Genomic DNA, 20599 nt, shown 5'->3' on the forward strand with positions numbered 1-20599 from the left:
TAAGTGTTGCCGCTTATTTTATGCGTGTCAAGTATCTTTTGCATCTTTTTTTGCGCGTTGTGAGAAGATAATTGATACTGTAGTGATCCAGTTCTGAAACTCAGCATAGAAATAGTATAGAAGTAAATATTGAGAAATGCAAGGGCTCGCATTGCCTCACGTTAAATCTAACCGAAAAAGAAGCGGTGCATCACGTAAAAATCTAACCCAAAATAGAAGCCCAAAGGAAGGGCGCAATGGGGTTAGACATGAAAACGAAAAAGAAATTAACCGAAGAGACGGCGAAGCGTTACTGTACGGCAAGCAAAAAGAACAAGACGAAAATAATCGATGAGTTCATCGCAACAACCGGTTACAATCGAAAGTATGCCATTCACGTTCTGAAAAACAGTGCCTACGTAAAAGTCACGCACTTTAACAATGTCGCAAGACAGAGCGTACAGGTCATTACAAAGACAGGTAAAAAGCGGAAGTATGAAAATACTACGGGCAAGACGTACAACAAGAAGTCATCCGGCTGTGGATTTTTTCGATGTATCTGTGTGCAAAACGTCTTGTGCCGTTCATTCGGGATAATATCGATTACTTTGCTCAAAAGTTCAGCTATGATGAAAACTGAAAACAAAACTCACCCGCATATCAAGCGCGACAGTCGGCAGGATTCTCAAACCGGAAATTCCAAAACATTCCATCCGCGGTATTTCAACAACACGACCTGCAAAGAATCTTAACAAGCTCATCCCCATCCGTACCTTTTTCGATTGGGATGAACGTAAGCCGGGTTTTTTTGAGGTTGACACCGTTGCCAACTGCGGCATAAGTACCCAAGGACAGTATATTTGCACGCTTACCCTTACCGATGTCCATTCAGGCTGGACGGAAAACCGAGCCCTTTAAACAAAGCTCATCGTTGGGTAAAAGAAGCAATAGAAGATGTGAAAGAAAAGCCCGTTTCAGATGAAAGGTATTGATAGCGACAACGGAAGTGAGTTCAAAAATACACAGCTGTTGCAATGGTGTAAAAGTAATGAGATTATCTTCACTCGGAGCCGATCGTATAAAAAGAATGATAATTGTTTTGTTGAACAGAAAAATGATAGTGTCGTAAGGCACATTGTCGGTTACTATCGCTTTGAGGGAGAAGCTGCGCGAGCGGTTATGGCTGACCTTTATCAGCAGTATAATACACTGGTCAATTTCTTTTTTCCTTCGATGAAAATTATTTCAAAAAAACGGATAGACGCAAAGGTCACAAAGAAATATGATACGGCAAAGACTCCGTATTGCAGGCTGATGGAAAGCTCTGATGTAAGCGAGGCGGTAAAAGCTGAGCTGTGCCGCAGGAAGAACAACTTGGATTTACAACAACTGCTTGAAACAACGCAATGCTTGCAGAGTAAACTTATCTCTATGGCTCAGTCTTGGTCATAGATAGCTACGGTTAGATTTTTACATGAGTAACCGCAATCCTTTCGGTTAGATTTTTACGTGAGTAAATACGGGCCTTTTGAAAATATGCATACCGTCTACGGCGTTGCATTGCCAAAAGTGTACATCCTTGTACACTTTTGGCAGCGAGTTTCAGCGATGCTGAAACATCGCTTCTGATATAACCAGCGGCATCCCTGCCGCTACTGAAAATCCTCAACGTGCAAAAGGCACGTCTCCGGTTGTTTTTTACACGCGCCTTGTATCCCCGGTATCACTATTTTCAAAAGTGCTGGAATTACGGGGCACATACGGCATTCCTGCAAACAAATTAATTGGTAATGGGCATCGATAATAAGCGTTAGGGATTGGAAGGGCAGCGCAGCTGTTCCGAAAGGAATGAAGCGCCAGCGAAACCCCGCAAAGCCCGACGGTCGGTCAACCATTGACATCCGTGTCGATGTTTGACCGACCGGAACGCCCAAAATATAGTTACCCATTAAATATTACAACGTACACATTAGTTCAGCGCTTCACCCCGCGATTGTTCAAGCTGTTTCAAAACTACCGGATCAAGTTTAATGGAAAGATTTTTTTCGTTTGACGGGAGCACGGTTCCTTTCGGTGCGTTCTTCGCCCTCCGCAAATCCTTCACTGCAGTGTAGTAGAGATCGGCTTGTCCGTTCCGGCGCGCCTTTGAATAAAACACGGCGAGGTTCCCCGCGGCAATCAGCACAGGCAGCGGAACGGTCTTTCCGTTTTGGTTTTTGATAAAGACATAGCCGCCGGAATAGTCCCGCACATGGAGCCACATATCCTTGCCCCGCACGTGGTGCCTCAACAGCTCATCGTTTTCGGCGGCTGTCCTGCCGACATACAGAATCCACCCGTCATGGTAAAACGTAAGTCCCGGCCGCTCTTTTTCTTGAGCCGCCTGTTTCCGCTGCACGGGTATCTTCCGCTTGTGCAGCACCTTTTCGATAAGGTAAGGATTTTCTTCAACCCGCAGCTTTGCAAGTTCTTCGTTAAGCGCGGCGAGCGTCTGCTTGGAAGCTTCGATGTCATCGGTGAGCGCCTCAAGCCCCGAAACAGCTTTCTTATACCGCTCATAGTATCCGGCGGCATTTTCCTGCGCGGTTTTTCTCGGGTCGAGGGCGATGCGGATAATCCGGTTGTCCGCCGCATAATCTTCCAGTTCGACGGAAGAGGCACCCTGCGGAATCCGATAGAGATTTGCCAAGAGTAAATCGCCTTGATGTTTCAGCGTATCAGCCTGCAAGAACGAATGCTTTTTCGCTTCGAGTTTTTCAAGCGCGCGGGAAATCTTTTCTATTTTAAGACCGTAAAAGCGCTCCGCTTCCGCACGTAGCGCTTCGAGCGAAAGTACGGGCGCCTGCCGCGCGTACCATTCGTCAATCGCTTCATTAAAGGTCTTGGATGTATCATAGCTGCGGACGGTGTAGGTTTTTATCGGTTTGTCAGCGGCTATAGGCGACACGGTGATAGATGTACTTTCTGTGGTCTTTGCTTCAACGTCCGTCACAGCAGCTTCGGTTTCTCCCGGCAGGCGCTGCCACGGCTCTCCGCTCACTTCATGGCGGGATGGGCGGCGGTAAAAGGCATCGACGATAATGCCGTTATCGACAAGCAGCATATTCGCTGCCCCGCTCCACAGCCGGATATAGAGGTAGAGCATACCTGAAGAGGTCTCCAACGAAAGCCTGACAATGCGGTCATTGTTCAGCTGAACAGCTTCGGTAATCTTGGCGCCGCGGAGCCGGGAACGGAGCAGCTCCATAAAACGGAGCGGCTTGTCGAACTTGGGGATTTTCCGCGTAGTTTCATGCAAGCGGCACGCCCCCGGTTCAAGACAGATGACCAAACTCATCGGCCGGGTCTTATAGAGGTGCAGCACCATCACTGAATAGGATGACTGCACCACCTTTTGTATGTATGAGCCTTCCAAATCGAGCTCTTCCAGAATCTTATCAATTTCAGCGCAATTAAGCGACATCTCCACCTCCAGTCACAGGGCAAACGCATCAGATACTTTTGAAAATATACGGCGCATCTACTGCGTCGCACGCTGAAAATAAATGCTCAACGTATCATAGATACGCCTGCGCTTTATTTTCAGCTAACTCCTTGTAGCTACACCATCTATTTTCAAAAGCACTGGTTCTAGGCAGTAGTATCCGTTATCTTGTGAAATGGCATCTATCGGTCTGATGCGTTTGCCCTGAGCTTAAAGAAATGATACCTAAAATTTCGATCAGGAGGAAGGCATTTCGATGATGTTGTCGGCGAGATACTCGGCTTCGTCGCGGTCATGGGTAACGTAGATTGCCGTGTACTGCATTTCGGCTTGATGTTTTTTGAGCTCTTCGCGGAGTTTAAGCCGCAGCGGAGCGTCGAGGGCGGAAAGCGGCTCGTCGAACAAGACCACGAGCGGGTTTACTGCAAGCGTCCGTGCAAGGGCAACGCGCTGCCGCTCCCCGCCGGAGAGTCCTTCAATCCGTCTTTTTTCCATACCGGTCAAACCGAAACGTTCGAGCCATTCCGCAGCAGCCCGCCTGCTTTCCCTTTTGGATATCCCTTGCGAAACGAGGCCGTACCCGATATTGTCTTCGACACTTAAATGAGGAAACAGTGCATAGTCCTGAAAGACCATACCGATGTTGCGTTTTTTGATGGGTTCATCGGTAATATCGTGTCCGTTTAAAAAGACGTTTCCCGAATCGGCGGGCAATAAACCTGCGATCATTTTAAGCACGGTTGACTTACCGCATCCCGACGAACCGAGCAGCGCAAGCGTCCCCGCCTTTTCTACCGAACAGGAAAGACTGATAGTCTTTGACGGCAACCGCTTCGTCAAACAGACAAGCCGGAGAAACGCCTCACTTTCATCATTCTCTCTATTTATCGGAAAACCCATCGAATCACCTTTCATATACGTTCCCTACCATACCTCGCTTACCCCGCATTTGTATCTTTGCCGATGCGCATAGCAGCAGTAAAGACACATCAAACAACTTTCGTGACAAAACAAATGTCAGCGTTAAAGTGAGTGTTATACCGAATATTCTATCGTCCAATCCTCAATTAATAAGCCTTCTACTCTTGAAAACTCTCCGACATTATGTGTTATCAATGTTCCACCGTTTGCTAGCACTGTTGCTGCAATCATCATATCATTCGGACCGATTATGACACCATTTGACGATAAAATTTTTCTTAATTTTCCGTATTCCACTGACGATTTTTTATCAAAAACAGCTGTCGGATATAAATCCAAAAACGGTTTATAAACTGAAATTGTCTTTTCATAATCGTTGGAATTCCTTGCCCCATATTCAAGCTCGGCAAGAACAACAGAGGGAATTACTATATCTCTGTCATGTGCCTCCAGCATTTCTCCAATGGTACGAAATTTTCCCTTTATGAAATAGATTATAATATTTGAATCTAAAAAATACTTCACAGGGTCTCCAGTTTTGTATCAGCAGAAAAATCCGGTTCGGCAGATATATTCATTTCGATATCTTTGCCGCTGCCAAAATAGTGCCAGATATTTTTTTTATTTGATTCATCTCTAAGGTCGAAAGGGAGCCCATTAACAGCAACCGTTTTTTTCATAAAAATCCTGATGGCTGTCGGTAAATCCAGTCCGTAATAATCATAGATATGGGTAACTTTATCTTTTAGCGCTTCATCAACTCTAACTTGAACAAGTGTTGTATTTGTCATTATTGACTCCTTTTTAGTATTCGGTATTCATACACTCGTATTAATATTGTATATTTAAATAAGTAGTTTTTCAAGGTTAAAGCAGGGTAATTTTAAAATAATAGCATTTCTAACTATTTGTAATGCTTCTTTATATATCACCGCCATCAGTGGCGGACATGACAAAACGTCTGATGCGTTTGTCCGCGCTCCCTCACCGTGTCCTGAATATAAAAGAGCGAGCCCGTCAGCACGGCAAGAATCACCGCAATACCGGCGCTTTCAGTGAACCGATACGAACCGGCAAAGCGGAACAGCATCAGCGCGAGGTTTTCAAAGTTCGGAATGTGAAGCAGAAGTGGCAGCGATGCGTCCCCCGCACTGATTGCAAACACGCAGCACAGTGCAGATATAATACCGGTTTTGCATAACGGTAGAAATACCCGAAAAAATGCATCCGTGCGGGAAGAAGACAAAAGCCGGGCGGCGTCGAGTACCGAACGGGGAATTTTTGCGAGGCCGGTCTCTATTTGCATCCACGCAAAGGGCCACGCAAGCGAACTTTGCACAACAACCAGCAACAACAGCGACGGCATGGTATCAAGCTTCAACCACCCCGATCCCAATACAATAGAAGAAACTGCAAAAGGAATAAGCGGCAGGCTTTTATACCACTTCCCATTCGCTTGAAACGCTGCATACGCAAAAAAAAGCGCAGCCGTTACGGAAAGCACAGCGGTTCCGATCCCTGTCTGCACAGTGTGCTGCACCGCGCCCCAAAAGTGAGGCCGCTGCAAAAGCTGCCGCCACGCATCAACGGTTATCGTGAGCGGCGCCTTAGGACTCGAAAAGGAATACCACACCAGAGAACCGAGCGGAAACAGTAAACAAAAACAGATAACACAGATAAGCACGGCAAAAAAGATATGTTCCGCTGCGCCGCTGATGCGCAACCGGCTGCGGGCGTATTGGGTGTTTTCAGTATGATCGGGTGTTCTGCTCCTTAAATAAGCGTACAGCCCTACCGCAGCCGCTGCGATACCGGTTTCCGTCAGCGCAATATGCGCCGCGGTACTCGCGTGTATATCTCTGCGGATGGTTTGATACAGCTCAACCTCCAGCGTTGTTACGCCGAGACCGCCCAGCAACAGAATAATCACAAAGCTGAAAAAACAATATAAAAAGATAATGACGAACGAAGCGCATAGCGGCGCCTTTAATGCCGGAAAGATAACCGTTCTAAAAATACGCAGCGGTGAGGCTCCGAGCAAAAGAGCAGCCTGTTCGGTTTCCTCAGGGAGTTGTTCCCATGCGGCGGATACGGTACGCATCGTGATGGGAAAATTATAAAAGGTGTGTACAAGCAGAATGCCGCCGGTAGAATAAAGGAAGGTGCCGATTGAAAGCTCCCCTGCCGAAACCGCCGCAAGCAGTTTGTTCAGTAAACCGTTTTTTCCAAAGAACAGGATAAACGCGAGCGCGATAACCACCGGCGGCACACTCAAGGGTATCGCCGAAAGAGAGAGCAACAACTTTCGTCCGAAGAACCTCCGGCGGGCGCAAAAAAACGCCGCACAGAGGCCGATACCGCTTGCCCCTGCCGCAGAGAGAAACGCTTGCATCACGGTAAAGCGGGCAGCCTTCCATAAAGGCCGAAAGGCCGCTGCAGAAGCGCCCCCGCCGAAAGCCGGAAAAACGGCAGCTCCGAGCGGTACGAAAAAAGCAATCAGCACCGCACAGAATAACAACCCGCCGCCTACTACAAACGTGTTTTGCAGTAGTGTCCGCTTCGCAGCGTATCGATTAATTGAAACCATACAATTCTGCGATAAAAATGCGAAAATACGGTTGGTTATTTTTCCAATACTGAAATAATAGCGTCTACCGCCGTTTCCGCCTCGGTCCCGGAAATCGTCAGCGATTTTTTCGGCATCGGGATTGTTTTAAATGATTCGGGAAGCTGCACCGCGGTATTTGCCGGATACATCCACTGCGTTTCGGGCAACACTTCCTGCGCTTTTTCGGTCAGCATAAAATCGATAAAAGCGTGAGCCGCTGCTCTATGCGGCGCATTCTTAACGACGCCCATTCCCTCAAGCGCAATCATATTCCCTTCGGCAAATGTCAATGCCTGATACCGATCTGTTTTATCATATCGGATGTGATAGGCCATACTGGTGGTATAGCTGACGGCAAGCGGAGCCTCCCCCGCCGTAAACAGCCCGTATCCGGCACTCCACGAATGGCTCATCGTCAGGATGGAAGGCATCAGTCTTTTCCAGTACGAAAGATAATCGTTCCCGTAAACAGCCTTTGTCCATGCGGCAAAACCTAAGCCGGGAGCGCTTGTGCGGGGATCCATGATAACCAAGGATTTTGCATATTCGGGTTTTGTTAAATCTTCCAGCGACTGAGGAGCAGGCACCTTTGATTGAGTGTCATACATAATCGCAAAATAGCCCCAATCATACGGGGTGAGTAGTTGATCATCAGTCATTATAACGTGTTTCGGAACAACTTTATCCAAATTCGGAGAGGTATACGGTTCCAGAACGCCTGCACTGCGCGTCTTATCGACAAGAAACGCATTGATACCGAGCAGCACATCGGCACGCGGATTCTTTTTTTTTCAGCCATCGCTTTCGATAGGACGGAACCGGAATCCTCGCAGATCACATAATTTACGGTGTAGCCCGTTTGCTCTTTGAAGCGTTTGGCTATTTCGGCGCCCGGTCCCCATTCAGAAGCAAAGGAGTCATAGGTATAGACAACAACGATTTTTTCCGCAGTATCTTGTTTTCCGCCTGCAAAAGCGGTTGAAGGCAGTATGATTGAACATACGATAAACAAAAAAGAAATAAAGACGTAACTTCATTATTCCCTCCGCCGGCATTATCCGGATCAGGTGTAAGGCCTCCGTACGGACGCCTTTTTCGGGTATGCTCTCAGCACGGAACGAATAGCGGTGATCATCTCTAAAAAGCCGATGAGGTTCTTAAAGATTCCTATCCACTGTTCCGGCACCCCAAGTTCGCGTATCCTAGTATATTCGCAAAAAAAGTGCAAGCGATTTATCAGCTTTTGAAAATATAGAATCGCATAACTGTTATTCATGCATATTACATCTAAAGTAATGATCTTCAATCTTTATCACATTGACAATTCTTGGATATCTGAATGCTTCTTGAAATTCACTGTACATCTCTTTATCCATATATGTATCTGCAGATGAATGATACAACATATCTAAATTATTATGCTTATCATAAATGATAACGCTGTATGTATCTAAAAATCCCGGATCCCATATAATTCCGACATAATTATTAAATACCCGGATATTTTTATTTTCTACATTGTTTGTGATATAACTATCAAGTTCATTTTTGTATCTTTTGAATTCTATTTTTAAGGCAATTTTTTCAGATAGCTGGTTTTTCTCAATCAAAAAACTGAATAAAAGAGAACACATAATCGGTATTAAAAAAACTAATTGTTTTATTGCTTTTGCTTTTATCGTTTTTGTGATCACAAATAAAATATTTAAAATGATACTTAATATACATAGACCTAAAAGTATAAGAACCCCGAGAAAACTAAAACGCCTCACGAGATAAAAAGAGGATAATGATAAAAAGATTAGGCTTATATTTGATACGATCACAATTATTCTAAAATATAACGTACTCTTTTCATTTTTTAAAACTAAAAACGGAATATAAATATACATGAGCAATAAAAAAAATAGCATACCCCACATAGGTATCTCCTCTCACAGCTTTTTACCTTAATTGTTTTCATCTTTTAAAGCTTTACCGTCCTTTTTATATACTGATCTTTCCCATCACGACAAACTTCTTGGCCCCCGTTGCAGACGGGACGTTATTCGGATTGCCGCAGAGCGCTTCGTTTGCAAGTACGGCGAAGGCACACGCTTCTTTTGAATCGCTGTTTTTACCGATATCCTCATTGGTTAGCACGGAACATTCAGGCAATAGCTGCCGCAGATGATCTAAGATGACGGGATTTCTGCAGCCGCCTCCGCCGACTATCAGCTTTTGCGGCATCGGCAATCCGAATGTATTAAGCGAATACGCGATTGAATACGCAGTGTAATAGGTTGCCGTTCTCACAATTGTTTCCGGCGGCAACTGCAGCGCCTTACCTTTATCGTAGAGCGCTTGTATAAACGCTTTGGAATAATGTTCTCTGCCGGTGGTCTTAGGCGGTTTTAATTGCAAATAAGGATCGGCTTTTAAAAATTCCAGTAAGGTCGAATCGACCGCACCGGCAGCGGCACATTTGCCGTCTTCGTCATAATTTTGCGTACCGCCGGTGATAAGCCACATTAAGCCGTCTATCAGCATATTGCCCGGGCCGGTATCAAAAGCGATAATGCCGCCCATATCGGCATCGGCAGGCAAAAGCGTGATATTGCCGATACCGCCGATATTCTGCAAGCCGATTACCGTACCTGGTTCCCGGTATAGCAGATACTCGGTAAACGGAACAAGCGGCGCCCCTGCCCCGCCCGCAGCGACATCCCGAACGCGGAAATCGGCAACGGTAACGCATCCGGTTCTCTCTGCAATAACAGCGGCTTCACCGATTTGCAGCGTACTTTTAATATTCTTGCCGAAGTAGCACCGTTCATTCGGTGCATGAAAAACCGTATGCCCATGCGAACCGATAAAGTCAACCGTACTAATATCGACCTTCGCCTTTTTGCATACGGCAAAGCAGGCGTCCGCAAATAGTTCCCCAAGATAAACATTCATCGCGCTTAACTCTTCGCTGCCGCCGAAAGAACCGGAAGCAAGTGCCAACAGCCGCTGTCGTACTTCTTGCAAATAAGGCACGGTCAGAAATGCCCACTCCGTAATATGCGTATCGAGCCCGCTGCCGGTAATAGTCAGCAGCACCACATCAATACCGTCAACAGACGTTCCACTCATAAGCCCAATCGCCGTTTTTCCTTTTTTTCCGTTTATAAAATCCAAATACTTCATATATTGTTCCCGAGGACAACCGCGTTTAAATATTCTAAGCGGTTGTATTCCTTTTGTGCAAAATTTTATCCAAAATTTTGCACACTTTATCTAAGAAGAAGGGGGAAACGCATCAGACCAGCATATAAAAATCGCAGAATAAGTGAGGTTGCGAGACCATTTGAACCATCTTCAACTGTTGTACATCCGTGTACATCAGTTGAAGGCGAGTTTTGCCTATAGACAAAACATCGCTACTGTATGGAACCACTGCCATCCTTGGCAGTTCTGGTTGAACAACCTCACTTATTCTGCGGGGCTATCAACAAAATGTCTGATGCGTTTACCCTCAGTTAGTCGCGGTCTTTTTGGAAGAATTTTAAAAACGGCTTTTTCTGTTTTTTTTCGGTATCCGTTTTTTGTATTAAATGTTTGACATTTTCCATGACCTTGCTCACAATCGGCTGATCGGAGAGATCAATCAAAAAGAATGACAGCGTACCGGTAGCCGAGAACACCGGCATACACACGATATGTGTATCTTGCTGCATAGCTGTACGAGTGAGCGCTGCATTTTGAATCGCTTCTTTAAGGCTGATACCGGGAGCTATTTCGGAAAGCGCATCCCCTTGTTTACAACCCGTTTTCTCCTGTGCTTTAGCGGAGAAATTCAGAATGGTTCCGGTAAGACTCACAACCAGAAGAGGGCGATCGATAATCAATAAGAGTTCATCAACCAGACCGTTTAATCCTGCAATCTTTAAGCTCTTTTGTGCGGTAATTTGATAGGCATCATCGAGCGCTTCCTGTAGTGTGGCACCTAAATTTCCCAATTTTTTTGCACGGGAATTCGATAATACGCCGTTCAGCTGAATAGCCTTTGCGACCATTAAAAAATCACTTTCTTTTCTTTTTGCATAGACGAGCATTGCAATCAATAGGCAAAGCTCCAACCCTGCTCCGATAAATCCGAAAAACAGCACCAGTTCCGAATCGCTTTTAAGCGAACTCTGCATTCCGACTTTATATCCCCAAATTGCAGTCGCTAAAATAAGTGCAAATGAAAAAAGTACCGCCCCGATCAATTTCTTTTTTCCGATAATAATCATACATACATTCCTATTCGTTAGACATTCCGAAACATCGCTAAAAAGCTGTCCAAGTTTCTAAAAGCTGCTCTTTAGATGTTTCTAAATTCCGCAATTTTTTCGACGCTGCCAAGCACAAAGAGTTTATCGCCTGCCTGCAATACAAGATTATCATCCGGTTCATACATCACTTCGCGGTTCAAAGGATTGCCGACCGTATCGATATCAAGCTCAAGCCGGACAACCGTAATGAGCGTTATATTGAATTTTTCTTTGAGCGCAACTTGCGAGAGTGTTTTACCGATAAAAAACTTCGGCACTTTTACTTCGCAGATTCCATATCCCTCGATAACGGAAAGCGAATTGAGTGCATCGGGATTAATCAATTCATGTGCAATACGGGTAGCCGACTCTTCTTCAATCTTTAACACTCGATTTGCCCCTACCCGCTTTAATACTATCGCATGGAGCGGAGAAACCGCCCGCGCTACAATATAGGGAATTTCCCGTTCCTTCAGCAGCGTCGTCGTCAAGATACTCGCTTCTTTATTGTCGCCGATCGTAACGATAGCAACATCAATATCGTCGAGCGGAGCTTTCTTAAACGCATTTTCATCGGTAGTATCGATCACCATAGCCGCCGGGACAAATTTTTTTACCCGATCGACAGCTTGCGCATCGTGGTCAAACGCAACAACCGAGCCGCCGCCTTCCGCCAGCATTTCGCAAACCCGAATGCCGAATTCTCCTAATCCGATAACCGCAAAATTTTGTTGTACATCCATAGTCGTTCTCCTTTTAGAGATGCCCTCTACATCAACGGTGCGATAGCTTTTAACACAATGCCGGAAGCTTTAACCGTCCATTTCTCCTGTCGGATCGTTTCAGTCGTTACCGCCCTGCACTGTTTTAATACGGATTGATAATCCGCTTCAATATCATTGATACAGTCGGCACCATATAAATAAGTAGCGCATTCAAAATGATGATAGAGGCTGCGATAATCCAAATTGATGGTGCCGACAACAGCTTCCCGATCATCACACACAAAAACTTTTGCATGCACAAAGCCCGGCGTATATTCATAAATTCGTACTCCCGACGCGAGCAAAGGAGCGTAATGGGTTTTTGCCAATGCGTACGGAGCTTTTTTATCGGGAATACCCGGCAAGATCAATGTAATATCCACGCCGCGCTCTGCCGCAAACTTCAACATCGTTTCCATTTCCCCGTCGAGAATAAGGTAGGGGGACATGATATGCACATACCGCTGCGCTCTGTTGAGGATATCCATATACACACACTCGCCGACTTTATTTTGATCGACGGGACTGTCTCCGAAAGGAATAACAAACCCCGCTGCAGAAACCGGCAAGATATTGGCGGGAACATTCACATACTCATTAAAATCCCATTCTTTTTCGTGTATGCTCCACAACTGCAAAAACATCAGCGTAAAACTTTTAACCGCGGCGCCGTGCAGCATGACGGCGGCATCTTTCCAGTATCCGTATTTATGAATAACATTGATATATTCATCCGCTAAATTAACGCCGCCGTTAAACGCAACTTTACCGTCAATCACCAGGATTTTGCGATGGTCTCGGTAATTATAGCGTGTTGAGAGAAACGGTGTAAGCCGCCCGAATATCTTACATTTAATTCCTAATTTTTCCAAACGCTCAGGATAGTCATGCGGCAATGTAGAAAACTCGCAAGTACCATCATACATAATTCGGACATCGACGCCCTCTTTCGCTTTTTGCGCCAATATTTCCAATACGCTTCCCCACATCAGACCTTCTTCTATAATAAAATACTCCAAAAAGATAAAATGCTTTGCCTGTTTCAGTTGAATAAGCATTTCTTTCCACTTCGCTTTTCCGGAAGGGAAATATGTTACTTCAGTTTGATTAAAAACCGGATGACATCCGGTATATCGGAGATACTGAGCAAGCGATGCAGCACCCTTATCTTGTACTGCAAGAGAAGCGGCAACCTGCGGATCTTGCGGAATAGTATCTTGCGTCAGCGTAAAAAGATTATTCAGATGTTTCCGCGCCAAGCGGTTTCCCGGATCACTTTGGGTATACCAAAACAACAAAGCGCCGAATGCAGGGAGCATCATGATGATAACAAGCCACGTAATTTTTGCAGTAGGATCAATATCGGAATTCAGTAAATACAGCACCATCGCAACGATGAATAAAGACTGGACAATAGAATAATAAGGGAATATTTCTTTAAACCGATACGGAATACTGAATAAAATAAATGCCTGCAAGCCTAATAAAACGAGGAATACCCCTAAACGGCTAAACAGTGCACGTACAAGTCCCTTCCGGCCTTTTTTGAGTAAATATAAACCTTTGCGTTTTCTCCGTTTTTTTTCTTTCGTATTATCCTCGCTTATGGGAACTGTATCCGATTAAGCACAAAATGTAAACGTGAGGATAATCAACATGCCCCGCTGCAGAGCACTTGCATATTAAACTCCCCGCGAGCATCTCTAAAAAGCTAACCGAGTTTTTAGAGATACCTATACATGCTTGAGCAAATATGTTATAACAGGCTTACAAATTAAATCTAAGGAGTATTTTATGAAAAAACACTATGTTATAGCGTTTTTATTTTGTTGTATCACCGCGATGCTCTGTGCAGGCGGTAAAAAGGAGCCGGCCACGGCGGCTCAGGCAAAATCAGCCGGCAATTCATCCGCTCAAGCAGCTTATACCGTAAAGGTGGTTGTGCCCGCTAATGCTCCGGCAATTTGTATCGCAAAAATGGCATCCGACGCCGCCGCTGTTGCCGACGGTGCGGTTACGGAATATGAAGTGTTGCAAGCACCCGATATGCTGCAAGCACGGCTGCTTTCCGGAGAAGCGGATATCGCTATCGTCCCTTCAAACCTCTCCGCTATTTTATACGCAAAAGGTACCGGTGTCCGACTTGCAGGCGCCGTCGTTTGGGGAATTCTCTATGGACTTACCTCAGAATCAGTCAATTCTATCGAAGATTTAAGAGGAAAAACAATTATCACTTTCGGAAGAGGTCTTACCCCGGATGTCACGGTACGGGAGCTTTTAAACGCCTACGGACTTACTCCCGATAAGGACGTAATCTTTAACTATGTACAGTCGGGACAAGAAGCGGCAGCTGCTTTTATCAGCGGAAAAGGCTCTTTTGTTATTTTACCTGAGCCGATGGTTAGCATGGTATTAACCAAAAAACCCGGATCAAAGGTGTTCCTCGACGTACAGAACGCATGGAAAGAAAAACTCGGTGGAGACAGCTCCTACCCACAGGCAGTCGTGGTCGTACAAAAAAAACTCATCGAAAATCATCCCGATTACGTTGCTCGCTTCTTAGCTCAACTGGAACAATCAATAAACTGGGCAAAAGAAAACCCCAAGCAAGCGGGAGAAGCCACCGCAAAGCTGCAAAAAGGTATTCAAGCACCGCTTATTGCAAAAGGAATAAGCCGAATGAATATGCAGTTTGTGAACGCCGAACAAACCCGCCCCGCACTTGAGCGATATTTCTCCATTCTCTATAAGGCTGATCCGAAATTTATCGGCGGGGCCATGCCTCAGGATGATTTCTATTACACCACAGCAAAATAGCGATACGGGCAGCGGCAACGGTAAGGACCGAACTCGAGCAGTATACCGGCTCTGCGGACTCGTCGCGGGGCTGGGACTATGGCAGTTAACAGCCGTGCTGATAGCACAACCGCTCATTGTGCCGAGACTTGAAGCTATTGCCGCCGCTACGGTCGATATTCTTACCGGAGAAGATTTCTTTTTAACCGTTGCTGCAACGCTTTTACGCATTGCGGCAACGATCGCTATAGATACCGTCATTGCTTTTTTACTGGGAATTGCAGCCGGCGTGTCCGCGCGAATCGAAGCAGCGCTCAGCCCTTTTGAAACTGCCATGCGTGCTGTCCCGACGATGGGTATTCTGCTCCTCTCGCTGATATGGTTTAATTCCGAGATCACCCCTATTTTTGTCGCAAGCCTTATCGCGCTTCCGCTGCTGTACCGCGGCGTGGTAAACGGCGTTAAAAACATCGACATTCGTCTTATCCAAATGTCTACCGGTTTCCAAGTCTCCTTCGTGCGCAAACTTAAACAGCTGTACATTCCTTCCATTAGGCCGTTTACACTCACCGCATATTCCGCAACGCTTGGGTTGTTGGTAAAGGTTATGGTTACCGCCGAAGTACTCAGCCAGCCACGGAGAGGCATCGGTACGGAGTTCCAGATTGCACGTGCTCAGTTGGATACCGCAACGATTTTCGGCTGGGGAATCATTGTGATCGTCTTTGCCGCTCTTATGGAGCAGGCAGCAAAACGTATTCTTTCATATAATAAAGCCCGCAAAGCGATGCAGACAGCGGATGCTGATACCGCTCTACCCGACACACCTGTCAACACCGGAGAAAACTTCGATACTGACGTATATGCAGATATCGGCAAACAAGCTGCCGAAATACATATTGACCGTATCTCTTTTAATTTTGAATCGGTACCGGTGTTTCAATCTTTTTCACTTGAGGTTAAACCTGCGCGGATAAATTATATCCTCGGCCGCTCCGGTAGAGGCAAAACAACGCTGCTTTTTTTAATTGCAGGTTTTCTGCACCCTCAACACGGAACGATACGCATATTGCCGCCCAATGCGAAAATCGGTTTTGCCTATCAAGACCTGCGGCTTATCCCACACCTCACCGCAGAACAGAATATCCGCTATATACTGCCGCCGGATTACGGAACGGAAAAGGCAAAGCGTATTGCACGGCAATATTTACAGATGTTCGGCTTACAAGGGTTTGAGCATTTTCTACCGGCGGAACTTTCCGGCGGTATGCAGCGGCGAGTCAGTTTAGCCCGTGCACTCGCCTACCCTTCGGAAATTTTGCTCCTCGACGAGGCCTTTGACTCCCTCGATCCCGAAACAAAAAAAGCGGCGGCGAGAGTGTTTTCCCGTATTGTCCGGCAGCAGCGGCGGACAGTCCTATGTGTAACGCACGACCCGGTATTCACGCAGCTTATCGAAGGCATTACGCTGGATGTTCCCAACGGTCATTGACAAACGCTACCACTTCACTTCTCTTAGGCTGAAGCAAAAGGCCGTATCAGGTTCAAGTGTTACCCGATCGAAATAGCGCCGTACGGATATTCGACGGTATCGCTGCCTTCCTTTTTTTTCCGGCAGCAGTGAGAATGGTAAGCGGCCCTACCCTGCCGATAAACATGAGGAAGACCAATATCAGTTTACCGGCAACACTGAACTGCGCCGTTATGCCGGTAGAGAGCCCAACCGTTGCAAAGGCGGAAACCGTTTCAAACGCCATGGGTAAAAAACGGCAGCGATTCGGTTACCGTCAATACAAATATGGCAGCGGACACAATCGTCAAACCGAAACCGAGAATAAGAAAAGCTTTTTTTACCTGCTCATCGGGTATCGACATTTTTTTGATAACGACCGTCCGGTCGTTTTTTAGAAACGAACGGAAAAACGCGAAGACCACCGCAACAGTGTTCAGCTTAATACCGCCGGCCGTACTGCCCGATGCGCCGCCTGCGAACATTACAAAAATCATCATAAGCAGCGTCGCATTCGTCAGGGAAGCAAAGGACACCGTTGAGAAACCCGCCGTCCGCAGGGTAACCGCCTGAAAGAAAGCGCCGAGGTATTGTTCTCGAAGTGAAAAATCCTTCATCGCATGAGTATGCTCCAGCAGATAAAACGCCGCAAACGAGATAAAAAGAATGCCCGCAGTCATTATAAGCACGATCTGCGTATTCAACGGAAGGAAAAACGTTGTCTTTTTCTTTTTGAACGCATTACACGTTTCGGTTTTTATTTTACGCGCCGTATCGTACATAACCGCAAAACCGATACCTCCAAGGATAATCGTAAAGCTAATCGTTAAACTGATAATAGGATCGCCGATAAAGGATTCGAGATTATTGGAAAAGAGCGCAAAACCTGCGTTACAAAAAGCGGAGACCGCATGAAAAGCCGCAAAACCAAGTGTCTTGGCGGATGCTCCCATGGTGCGTGAAAACCCGAGAAATAAAAAACCGGCACTGACAGCTTCAACTAAAAAGGTAGACCCAACAATGACGCGGAGCGCTTTAAACAATCCCGACATATCATCTTCGCTCACCATATACGAAACGGTCAGCTTTTCCGCAATAGACAGCTTGCGCCGAAACGCGAGCATACCGAAAAACGAGAACACCATAATACCAAGTCCGCCGATCTGAATAAGCAAAACGAGGATTACTTTTCCGACTGTTGTCAATTCTGTCGCGACATCGATAATACTCAAGCCGGTAACACAGACTGCAGAAGTTGCAGTAAATAGTGCAGTCAAAAAGTCAAGATGACCTGCGTCGGGAGTAGCTGCCGGAAGCATCAACAAAAAGGCACCGGTAATAATCACCATGAAGAATGAAATAAGCAAAGTTCCTGCAGGGTTCAACATTATCCGCTCCGTGCCGCCCGCACTGTCCGCCGTATTCTTGATGATTTTCCCAAATAGAAAAATGTTCTTGATCAGCGCAAACATAAGAATCAATTCCGGCGACGTAGGAATAAAACCGATTTTTATTTTAAAAAAGATAAAAACTGCACAAAAGAGAAGCGTACTTAAACACAGCGCAACATGTTTTTGAACATACTGCTGAAAATACTTTTCATGCCGCATCGGTAAAAACGTTTCCGCAATAATAAGAAGCAAAATGATTGCATCTATCGCATGAATAACAATAGTAGCGGCAAGAGAAGCATAAAACTGCTGCAAAAACAGCACTGCCAAACTGAGTATAAAGGCAACGCCCGAAAGATTTGTACGGAGTTTGATTACTATGGTATTCATATCAGTCCAATCCTTTTTCCTACTTCCTAAATGCTTTCACTTTTTCCGCAAAGTCTCGAAGTGCGGCAGAAACGCGTACGGTAACATCCGCCGTATTCATACCGCTCAAGAGCTCGATACCTTCATCGATATTGCTGACCGCCCATATCTTAAACCGCTTTTCGGCAATTGCATTGATGACGCGCTCCGGCAAAAAGAGATTATTTTTATTGCCCTGAGGAATCATCACCCCTTGCGTGCCGGTAAGCCCGAGAATCGCGCAGGTATCGAAAAAGCCGGTTATCTTTTCCGAAATACCGCCCACCGGCTGCACCATACCAAGCTGATTCAAACTACCGGTTACCGCAATGTCCTGCCTAAGCGGGATGCCCCCGATTGCGGAAAGCAGCGTGAAAAGCTCGGCGCAGGAAGCGGAGTCTCCGTCGATCATACCGTACGATTGTTCAAAGCAGATTGCAGCGGAAATCGACAGCGGAAAATCAGGCGCGTATTTTTGCCGGAGAATCGAGCTGATGATGAGGTGCGCCTTATCGTAAATTTCACCGGAAAGCCCCGCCTCCCGCTCGATGTTGATAATACCGGCAGTACCCGGAGAGGCTTGTGCGGTAACGCTCACCGGTATGCCGAAGGTATGGAAGCCGCGCTCCTCTACGGCAAGCCCGTTGATTTTTCCCACTGCGGTACCGGAGGTGTCGATTAAAATTTCTTTGAGCTGCACCATCTCGGCGAATTTTTCTTCGGGTAAGGCCGCAAGGTAATGCCGCCGCTCGATTGTTTTGGTAATGATCTCATCGGTGATAAGCTCGCACGATTGTTGCTTCGCCGTATAATTCGCCTCCGCAACAAAATCCGCAATCTTCGTAAACTGAGCGGAAATCAAATGCCGGCTCTCCGAAAGTTCAACCGCATAGGCAAGCAACTTCGCATACCCCGAATCGCTGAACGGCAGCGAATGCCGGTCTTTTACAAAGGTTTCGATGAGCGCCAAAACGGCGGCCAAGTTTTCATCAGTCAGCGGCATCACCGAATCAAATTCTGCGCACACCTTGAACAGTTTATAAAAGTCGGGATCCTCCTGATAGAGAATCTCATAGGAATATTCGCCGCCGATGATGATAACCTTCAGTTGTGCAGGAATCGGTTCGGGCTTTAAAAGAGAAGGCGTATGCGTACCGGCAGGCGGCGCTTGCACGGCGATACGTCCCGACTGCAGCACCCGCTTTAAATACACCCACGAATCTTCTTCTTCCAAAAGGTCTTTCAGCCGCAGCACCAAAAAGCCGCCTAAGGCACGGTGTACCGCTCCGCCGCGCAGCCGTAAATGGCCGTTCAGCAGTCCGTCTTCTTCATCACCGTGCCCCTCGATTGTCCCGAAGAGATTGGAAAAATTCGGCTGATTTTCATCGATAACGTAGGATTTATCATCCGTATTTTCGCAAATCAGATTGATTGCATACCGCCCGAAAAAAGCCTTCTTGTGTCGCGGAGACTTAAACGGCGCTGCATACATCACGGCACGGGCAATCAAATCCGTCTCGGTCTTTTTTAAAAAAGACGCAATCTTCTCGTTGTGTTTTTTCTGTATATCGGTTTCTGCAGGATAGCCGTTCAACAGCGCACAAGGCTGCTCAAGCTCCGCCGCGACAATCGGTTTGAGTAAATCGATGTACAGCTGCTTGAGCTTTTCTTCAGCCTCCGTTCGGTTTTTCCGCAGCAGGGCAAAAAGATCGGCCAGCTCATCGAGCGAGCGGTAATATGTTTCACGCAAATCGTTGAGCGCTTGTTCGGAAAACTTCTTCCGCGCAACCAGCAGCTGCAGCTCCCCGAACGGAACCTCTTTTCCTTTAATGAGCGGAATCAAATCGACGGATTGATTGGAATCGTCTTTCAGCTGCAAGAGCTTAAATCCCCGTGATAGCATCGTTACTTCAAAATTTGCAAGCAGGGAATTTTCGTCGCTGTCGACCGCCGACATAATCTTCTTTTGAGCAGACAAAAAATTCTCCGACTTTTCAATCTGCAGCGCCTGTTTATAGAGAGCTTCAACCGCATTCTTGAGACTGTGCTGAAACTTCTTGCCCTCCCCCGCCGGAAAAAATAGCGCGATCGGTTCCGCCGGATGCCGGTAGTTATGCGCATACGCAATATCTTGCAAGGCGGCGGTATTTGGTTTATAGTCCTTGAGCAGCGAAGAGAGAACCGTCCGGCGGCCTGTTCCCGGCGCTCCCATAATAAAAATGTTGTAGCCGTCGTCCCGAATACTTAAGCCGAGTTCCAATGCGGACACCGCGCGGAGCTGCCCGACAATCGGCTTATGCGGCGCCTGTGTTTTTAATGCGGCGATTTTCGATTCCGGTATATTGAATTGAATTTCTGAAAGCGGAAGCTCCTGTGCCGAAGCCTGCTGCGGGATGTTTGACGTTGATGATGTATTCAATAGCTTCACTCTCCTCAATGATTATGAGATACAAAAGGA

General features: G+C 46.4%; 19 protein-coding genes. 4 read left to right on the plus strand and 15 right to left on the minus strand.

Going from position 1 to position 20599, the window contains the following annotated elements:
• Positions 1-236 precede the first annotated feature (236 nt).
• Both GWP43_RS14800 and GWP43_RS14805 read left to right on the plus strand, forming a co-directional pair.
• Positions 237-731, plus strand: coding sequence for a hypothetical protein (locus tag GWP43_RS14800; protein WP_230977588.1), 495 nt, complete (start codon positions 237-239; stop codon positions 729-731).
• Between the two features lie 226 nt (positions 732-957).
• Positions 958-1431: a hypothetical protein gene (locus tag GWP43_RS14805; RefSeq protein ID WP_230977589.1), complete on the plus strand. Its 474-nt coding sequence runs from the start codon at positions 958-960 to the stop codon at positions 1429-1431.
• Between the two features lie 200 nt (positions 1432-1631).
• On the opposite strand, the gene GWP43_RS07355 is transcribed toward GWP43_RS14805, so the two are convergent.
• From GWP43_RS07355 to GWP43_RS07410, 12 genes are all read right to left on the minus strand, one after another.
• Complete coding sequence (locus GWP43_RS07355) at positions 1632-1928, minus strand: hypothetical protein (RefSeq protein ID WP_162663626.1); 297 nt, start codon at positions 1926-1928, stop codon at positions 1632-1634.
• Positions 1929-1948: 20 nt separating this feature from the next.
• The gene (locus GWP43_RS07360) at positions 1949-3442 is read right to left on the minus strand and encodes an NFACT RNA binding domain-containing protein (RefSeq protein WP_162663627.1); all 1494 of its coding nucleotides are present in this window, start codon (positions 3440-3442) and stop codon (positions 1949-1951) included.
• 258 nt (positions 3443-3700) lie between these two features.
• Positions 3701-4378, minus strand: a complete 678-nt coding sequence (locus GWP43_RS07365; protein WP_162663628.1) for an ABC transporter ATP-binding protein — start codon at positions 4376-4378, stop codon at positions 3701-3703.
• A gap of 120 nt (positions 4379-4498) precedes the next feature.
• Entirely contained in the window at positions 4499-4909 is a 411-nt protein-coding gene (locus GWP43_RS07370; protein WP_162663629.1) for a PIN domain-containing protein, read from the minus strand.
• Positions 4906-5175, minus strand: a complete 270-nt coding sequence (locus GWP43_RS07375; RefSeq protein ID WP_162663630.1) for a type II toxin-antitoxin system RelB/DinJ family antitoxin — start codon at positions 5173-5175, stop codon at positions 4906-4908. The genes GWP43_RS07370 and GWP43_RS07375 overlap by 4 nt, the downstream gene beginning before the upstream one ends.
• Before the next feature lie 146 nt (positions 5176-5321).
• Positions 5322-6971, minus strand: coding sequence for an ABC transporter permease (locus tag GWP43_RS07380; protein WP_162663631.1), 1650 nt, complete (start codon positions 6969-6971; stop codon positions 5322-5324).
• Positions 6972-7006: 35 nt separating this feature from the next.
• Positions 7007-7759, minus strand: a complete 753-nt coding sequence (locus GWP43_RS07385) for a thiamine ABC transporter substrate-binding protein (RefSeq protein ID WP_230977590.1) — start codon at positions 7757-7759, stop codon at positions 7007-7009.
• A 501-nt stretch (positions 7760-8260) separates the two neighbouring features.
• Positions 8261-8914 carry a hypothetical protein gene (locus GWP43_RS07390; RefSeq protein ID WP_230977591.1) on the minus strand — a complete coding sequence of 218 codons (654 nt, stop codon included), beginning with the start codon at positions 8912-8914 and terminating at the stop codon, positions 8261-8263.
• Between the two features lie 64 nt (positions 8915-8978).
• Positions 8979-10163: an anhydro-N-acetylmuramic acid kinase gene (locus GWP43_RS07395; protein ID WP_162663632.1), complete on the minus strand. Its 1185-nt coding sequence runs from the start codon at positions 10161-10163 to the stop codon at positions 8979-8981.
• A gap of 332 nt (positions 10164-10495) precedes the next feature.
• Positions 10496-11251: a hypothetical protein gene (locus tag GWP43_RS07400; RefSeq protein ID WP_162663633.1), complete on the minus strand. Its 756-nt coding sequence runs from the start codon at positions 11249-11251 to the stop codon at positions 10496-10498.
• 71 nt (positions 11252-11322) lie between these two features.
• Entirely contained in the window at positions 11323-12015 is a 693-nt protein-coding gene (locus GWP43_RS07405) for a potassium channel family protein (protein WP_162663634.1), read from the minus strand.
• 26 nt (positions 12016-12041) lie between these two features.
• A complete protein-coding gene (locus GWP43_RS07410; RefSeq protein WP_230977592.1) occupies positions 12042-13514 on the minus strand; it encodes a phospholipase D-like domain-containing protein in 1473 nt (490 codons plus the stop codon).
• Between the two features lie 316 nt (positions 13515-13830).
• On the opposite strand from GWP43_RS07410, the gene GWP43_RS07415 reads away from it, so the two are divergent.
• Positions 13831-14853 carry an ABC transporter substrate-binding protein gene (locus GWP43_RS07415; protein WP_162663635.1) on the plus strand — a complete coding sequence of 341 codons (1023 nt, stop codon included), beginning with the start codon at positions 13831-13833 and terminating at the stop codon, positions 14851-14853.
• On the plus strand, positions 14825-16324 hold the full coding sequence (locus GWP43_RS14810) for an ATP-binding cassette domain-containing protein (RefSeq protein ID WP_230977593.1): 1500 nt from the start codon (positions 14825-14827) through the stop codon (positions 16322-16324). The genes GWP43_RS07415 and GWP43_RS14810 overlap by 29 nt, the downstream gene beginning before the upstream one ends.
• A 52-nt stretch (positions 16325-16376) precedes the next feature.
• Here the strand turns inward: GWP43_RS14810 and GWP43_RS15245 are convergent, their stop codons facing one another.
• The 3 genes from GWP43_RS15245 to GWP43_RS07435 are packed head-to-tail and all read right to left on the minus strand — an operon-like array spanning position 16377 to position 20560.
• Positions 16377-16589: a potassium transporter TrkG gene (locus GWP43_RS15245; protein WP_269138836.1), complete on the minus strand. Its 213-nt coding sequence runs from the start codon at positions 16587-16589 to the stop codon at positions 16377-16379.
• Positions 16579-18123 carry a potassium transporter TrkG gene (locus tag GWP43_RS07430; protein ID WP_269138837.1) on the minus strand — a complete coding sequence of 515 codons (1545 nt, stop codon included), beginning with the start codon at positions 18121-18123 and terminating at the stop codon, positions 16579-16581. The genes GWP43_RS15245 and GWP43_RS07430 overlap by 11 nt, the downstream gene beginning before the upstream one ends.
• A 19-nt stretch (positions 18124-18142) precedes the next feature.
• Positions 18143-20560, minus strand: a complete 2418-nt coding sequence (locus GWP43_RS07435; RefSeq protein ID WP_162663636.1) for a Lon protease family protein — start codon at positions 20558-20560, stop codon at positions 18143-18145.
• Positions 20561-20599 lie beyond the last annotated feature (39 nt).

Origin of the sequence: Treponema vincentii, assembly GCF_010365865.1 — a bacterium.
Lineage (GTDB): Bacteria > Spirochaetota > Spirochaetia > Treponematales > Treponemataceae > Treponema.